At 27.2% G+C, this 5,506-nt stretch carries 7 protein-coding genes; 5 read left to right on the top strand and 2 right to left on the bottom strand.

The window, feature by feature from the left end; translation table 11 throughout:
• The 3 genes from ACIQZC_RS08530 to ACIQZC_RS08540 all read left to right on the top strand — a co-directional run.
• A partial coding sequence (locus ACIQZC_RS08530) for a hypothetical protein (RefSeq protein WP_396138809.1) occupies positions 1-405 on the top strand: 405 nt, incomplete at its 5' end.
• 95 nt (positions 406-500) lie between these two features.
• Positions 501-1,232 carry a glycosyltransferase gene (locus tag ACIQZC_RS08535; RefSeq protein WP_396138810.1) on the top strand — a complete coding sequence of 244 codons (732 nt, stop codon included), beginning with the start codon at positions 501-503 and terminating at the stop codon, positions 1,230-1,232.
• A gap of 82 nt (positions 1,233-1,314) precedes the next feature.
• Positions 1,315-2,559: a hypothetical protein gene (locus ACIQZC_RS08540; protein WP_396138811.1), complete on the top strand. Its 1,245-nt coding sequence runs from the start codon at positions 1,315-1,317 to the stop codon at positions 2,557-2,559.
• Here the strand turns inward: ACIQZC_RS08540 and ACIQZC_RS08545 are convergent.
• Positions 2,525-3,664, bottom strand: a complete 1,140-nt coding sequence (locus ACIQZC_RS08545; protein WP_396138812.1) for a glycosyltransferase — start codon at positions 3,662-3,664, stop codon at positions 2,525-2,527. The two genes, ACIQZC_RS08540 and ACIQZC_RS08545, sit on opposite strands and share 35 nt — an antisense overlap.
• A gap of 76 nt (positions 3,665-3,740) precedes the next feature.
• On the opposite strand from ACIQZC_RS08545, the gene ACIQZC_RS08550 reads away from it, so the two are divergent.
• Complete coding sequence (locus tag ACIQZC_RS08550; protein ID WP_396138813.1) at positions 3,741-4,559, top strand: glycosyltransferase; 819 nt, start codon at positions 3,741-3,743, stop codon at positions 4,557-4,559.
• Complete coding sequence (locus tag ACIQZC_RS08555) at positions 4,537-4,941, top strand: sugar 3,4-ketoisomerase (protein WP_396138814.1); 405 nt, start codon at positions 4,537-4,539, stop codon at positions 4,939-4,941. Before ACIQZC_RS08550 ends, ACIQZC_RS08555 begins: the two co-directional genes overlap by 23 nt.
• Here the strand turns inward: ACIQZC_RS08555 and ACIQZC_RS08560 are convergent.
• A partial coding sequence (locus ACIQZC_RS08560; protein WP_396138815.1) for a hypothetical protein occupies positions 4,938-5,506 on the bottom strand: 569 nt, incomplete at its 5' end. The two genes, ACIQZC_RS08555 and ACIQZC_RS08560, sit on opposite strands and share 4 nt — an antisense overlap.

Below are 5,506 nucleotides of genomic sequence, written 5' to 3' on the forward strand. Positions count from 1 at the left end.
GGTTATTTAGGAATGGATTTAAAATGGAATTCCGATTTTGATACTGCCAAAGCAGAAATGGAATCTTATGAAGTTAAATTACATCAACAAAGTATACAATTATTTGAATCATTTATTCAAGAATGTAAAAGAGAGAAGATAGATTTAATTTTAGTTTATACTCCCGAATATATTGAAGGACAAAACTTTGTATCGAACCGAAAGGAAATAATTCAAATTTATGAAGATTTGTCTACAAAATATAGTTTAACATTTTATGATTACTCTACAGATGAAATATGTTTAGATAAAAATCTATTTTATAACGCAAGTCATTTAAATAAATTTGGAGCCGAACTTTTTACAAGAAAACTCGCAATTGAAATAAAAGAAAGAGAAAACAATATTTCTAATTACAAAAAGTAAATTATAGTTTTTAATATTCAATTATCTTTTTCTGAATTAAATAATTAGCTTTGAAAATTATATTTGATAATTGATTTTGGAAAATATTTTAAATAATGGCTGAATTACTTTTAATCATTCCTTTTTATAATGAATCTTTTCGTATTTCGAAACAAGAGTACATCGATATGTTTGAAAAGTATTCCGAAATAGATTTCTTGTTAGTTGATGATGCTAGCACTGATAATACATTGCAGATGTTAGAGCAATTTTCTTACGCATTTTCTAATGTTCATTTTCTTCAAAATCCAAAAAATTTAGGAAAGGCAGAAAGCATCAGACAAGGTTTTTTACAATTTAATGTTGCTCAATATGAATATACAGGCTATTTTGATGCAGATTTAGCAACACCTATTGAAGAAATGATAAGGTTATTTCATTTTATTTCCAAGAGCAATCACTTTTTATTTGTAATGGGCAGTAGGATAAAATTGATAGGAAATAATGTACAACGTTCATTAGTTCGTCACTATTTTGGTAGAATTTTCGCCACTATAATAAGTCAGTTTATTTTAAAAACACCGATTTATGACACGCAATGTGGTGCAAAGATAATAGTCACTAATTTAGCCATTGAGCTATTCAAAAATTCATTTAAAACAAAATGGTTATTTGATGTTGAATTACTGATAAGATTTAAGAAAATCGATACTGATTATTACAAAAAAGTAGCTGAAATCCCCCTGGATACTTGGATTGAAAAAGGAAATTCTAAAATTAGATTCAAAGACATGATAGGTTTTCCACTTCAATTATTACAGATTTATTTTCATTATGATAAAAAGTAAAACAATCAATAACATCATATCATTTCTAAATCAAAAGGAAGTAAAACTATTGCTATTGATAGGCTTTTTGTCACGGTTAATATTGGCTTTATTATACTTAAAAGTAACTAAAGTTCCAGATAGTTGGAGCTTTATGACTTTAAACGAATATTTGTTAAGTTTCGATTTAGAGGGTTATAACGGAGAACGAAGCCCAGGTTATCCATTGTTAATAACATTAGGTTTGGGTACTATGAAATTAACAGTAGTGTATCAACTTATTTTAGGAATTCTCACTACATTATTTTGGTATGATACTTTGATAGCTTTCAAATTTTCTCAGAAACATAGTTTTTGGATAACTATTTTTATTTCTTCTTTTTTGTGTCATTTTTTCTTTGAAACTTCAATTTTAGTAGAAACTGTAACGCTTTTTTTCATAAGTATTCTTTTTTGGATGTTAGCTAAGAATCATTTTGAAAACTCAAATGGGTTGGTTTTATCAGGGTTAAGTTTATTTTTTGGTTATTTAGTATTGATAAAACCATTTTTTGTTTTTTTACCGTTTTTAATTTATGGTTTATATGTTTTAAAATCATTTAGTTGGAAAACTATAATCAATAAAAAAATTGTTATTTTAATTTTTCCAGTTTTAGCTTATTTCGGTTGGTCATATGTGAATAAATTGAATACGAATTACTTTGTTTCTACAACTTTTTTAGGTTTGAATACCTCTCAAAATTGCGTTTATTTTGCAGAGAAATCTCCATCAGAATTTGATTGGATTTCTAAGCCTTATGTTGCCTACAGAGAAAAAGCAATCAAAGAAAATAAAGATGTTTCAATGGCAATTTGGTATGCTTACAACGATAGTGTTTTTAAAAAGTATCATTTACCTTTCCCTGATTTTTCAAACGAATTGGGAAAGTTCGCTAAAGCAACTATTCAAAAAAATAAATCAGATTATTTGTTTCAAGTTTTCAATCGTTCATTTTTAGATTTCTGGAAAGTATATGATATGAAACCGTATGTTACTTTTGATAACTCATTAGTGGATTCAGTTATTACACAAATTTGGACTATTCAAAAAAATATTTTACAAATCTTTAAACTGTTTTTCATCTTAATTGCAACGTATTATCTCTATGAATCACTAAGAAATAGAAGAATTTCTATAGAAGCAATTGGTGTCATTATAATTTTTGTTACTGCTTTACTTCAAGCTTTTGTAACTTATGGCACAAATGCAAAGTATTCGTATCCACTTGAATTTATAATGATAATTTTAGTCTTATTATATTTTAAAAATGTAGTTATTTCCAACACGCTAAATACTTCTGCGCAATAATTTTGTAATTATGCTCTTTCTCTATAAATTCACGAGCGATTTTAGAAATCTTAGTTAGTTGTTCAGGGCGTTCAATTAAATAGGAAAGCTTTGCTGTAATTTCATTTTCATCGGGTAAGGCATTAATACAAACTTCGTCTTCTTGCAGTTGATAATGATTCAAAAATTCACTTTCGGCACCAGTAAAAACTACTTTTCCCTTCGCCATAGCTGTTAATGCATTATATCCTTGATCATAAGCAAATACTTGATCCAGTAGAATATGCGCTTTGTTATATTTTAAAATATATTTATCATAAGGAAGATTTTCAGTTGTAATTATTTCAACCTTATTTACATATTTGTTTTGTATAATTCCTAATGCTTTTTTAAAATAGTTAATTCCTTTTTTAGTATAACTTAACCGATTAATACCTAAAAAAATGATAATTTTATCTTTAATTTTTAAATTTTGAAATGGAATTAATGTTGTATTTATTGGATTTGGAATAAAAGTAGTTTGAAATCCCATTTTTTGCATTGGAATTTCATAATCTAAGTCAGATGTGATTAAATTTTGACATTTTATAGACAACCAATCGAAGGTTTTTCTATAACTTTTTTTTCTGTATTTCAATGAAAATTCAAATTCTTTCTCTGATGAATTATTTTCAAAATAAGGTGTCAAAACTGAATATTTCAATTCTTTTTTAAAAAGGTAATCCACAATTGGCGTTTCGTCACCACAAATTAATAAACTTCTGCTTTTAATTTTTTTAAAGATTTTTTTATATAAAAATCGGGATAGAATAGGATAAGTTTCTAAAGCATCAGAATTTATTAGTTGCACATGATGAATGTCCTTTAAATCAGGTAAAATCAAATAAAATCGAATAGCTTTTTCTATTTTTTCGAAATCCAATCCAATAACTTTTCGAAATCCCCTAAACAAAAAATTAGCAATTTTGTTTTCATTGCAAATTTGTGCATAGATAGAATAATCAACTGGTAATTTTTTAAACTTATCGCCACAACCCACAATAGTTACTTCATGACCAAGCGCCACCAATCCTTCTTTTAAAGAATTATGTAAACGGCTATATTCACCAAGTAAAAGTATTTTCATAAAAAATTTGAAGTCTAATTACTAATCACTAATCGCTAATCACTATATTTGTGTAAATATACTATAATTGCTAAAAATGTATCAAAAATCGGATATAGAAATATTAATTTCTACGATGAACCAAACTAATTTCGAATTTTTGGAACGTATGTTTTTGCTTTCAGATTACCGCAAATTTAATTTGCTAATTATTAATCAAACATCAGCAGATAAAATTTTAATTTCTAATATTGAATGCATAAAAGTATTCAATGTATTCGAAAGTGGCTTATCAAAAAGCAGGAATTTAGCTTTAAATAATGCTACAAAAAAATTACTTGTTTTTACAGATGACGATATAGTATTTCACCAAAAGTTTGAAAAAAAAATTATTGAGGCATTTAACTCGTCACCAAAACATGATGGTTTTCGATTTCAATTTTTAAATAGTCAAGGCAATTTAGCCAAGAAATATCCAAGAACATTTCACTCTAAACTTACTAATTTTGAAGTATTAAATACATCTTCAGTGGAACTTGTATTTAAAAGAGAAAGTTTAATAGAAGAAAACATACAATTTAATGAAAATTTCGGTTTAGGAACTGAATTTTTCATGGGTGAAGAAGCTATATTTGTTTCGGATGGAATTAAAAAAGGTTTAAAAATAGGGTTTGTTCCTGAAGAATTAGTTTCACACTCACAACCTTCAACAGGACAAAAAACAGCTATTTCTTCTATTTATTTTGTGCAAGGCGCAGTTTTTTATCGAATTTTTGGTAAAATGTATTTATTTTGGATAGCTTTGAAATTATTTTTCGATGTAAAACAGAGTAAAATTAATTTTTCAGAAATTAGTCAACTATATAAAGAATCTATTAACGGAAAGAATCTATATGTCAACACTACAAGATTGTAAATTATTATCTATTCCAAAAATAGAAGATCCTAGAGGAAATTTATCGGTTATTGAGCACGATGTAGTTCCTTTTGATATTAAGCGCGTTTACTATTTGTATGATGTTCCTGCTGGAGCTGAAAGAGGTGGTCACGCGCATAAACAATTGAAACAATTTTTAGTGGCACTTTCGGGTAGCTTTGATGTTATTTTAAACGATGGACAAAAAGAAAAAGTGATTACTCTTAATAAACCTTTTGAAGGGTTGCTCATTTCAAACGGAATTTGGCGCGAATTGAAAAACTTTTCCTCTGGTGCAGTTTGTTTAGTAGTTGCTTCAGCTGTTTTTGAGGAAGACGACTACATAAGAACCTTTGACAAATTTATGCACTCAAAAAATTAGTGATACACCGTAAAATCAATTCCAAAACGTTTCAAATAGTGTTTTATTTTTAAAAAGAAACGCAAAAAAGAAACTGGTAATTGCAATAAAAATCTTGTCTTTAATGGAATTTTAGTTGTTATATCCTTCAAATAGAATTGAGATTGTGTAAAAGAGCCAGCAATTTTGAATTGTAAGGCATATTCTAGTCGGTAAATATCAAGAAATTTCTTTAAACTTTTGTTCTCTTTTTCAGCAGCAGCAAATTGCGAAAAATCCATCAACGTTTTTTTTGTAATTGGCGTTTTTACTAATGAATTTGGTAAGTCAAAATTATAAATAACCGAGCTTTTATTGTTAATTGCAACTAAATTTGTAATACCTATTTTTGTCCAAAGTTCAACATCTTGACCGCTTGAAACATTAGTATTAAAACATTCATTTTCTAAAAGCACTTGTTTTGAAACTAAAATTGAGGAAGAAGTTGCCACTCGATTAATTAGACTTGCTTCAAAAAAATCAGGTATAATTCCTCTATAATCATCTGAAATACTGTATGAATAAGAATTGTTTAACGTTTTATTTT

Origin of the sequence: Flavobacterium sp. (assembly GCF_044338735.1) — a bacterium.
Classification (GTDB): Bacteria; Bacteroidota; Bacteroidia; order Flavobacteriales; family Flavobacteriaceae; genus Flavobacterium.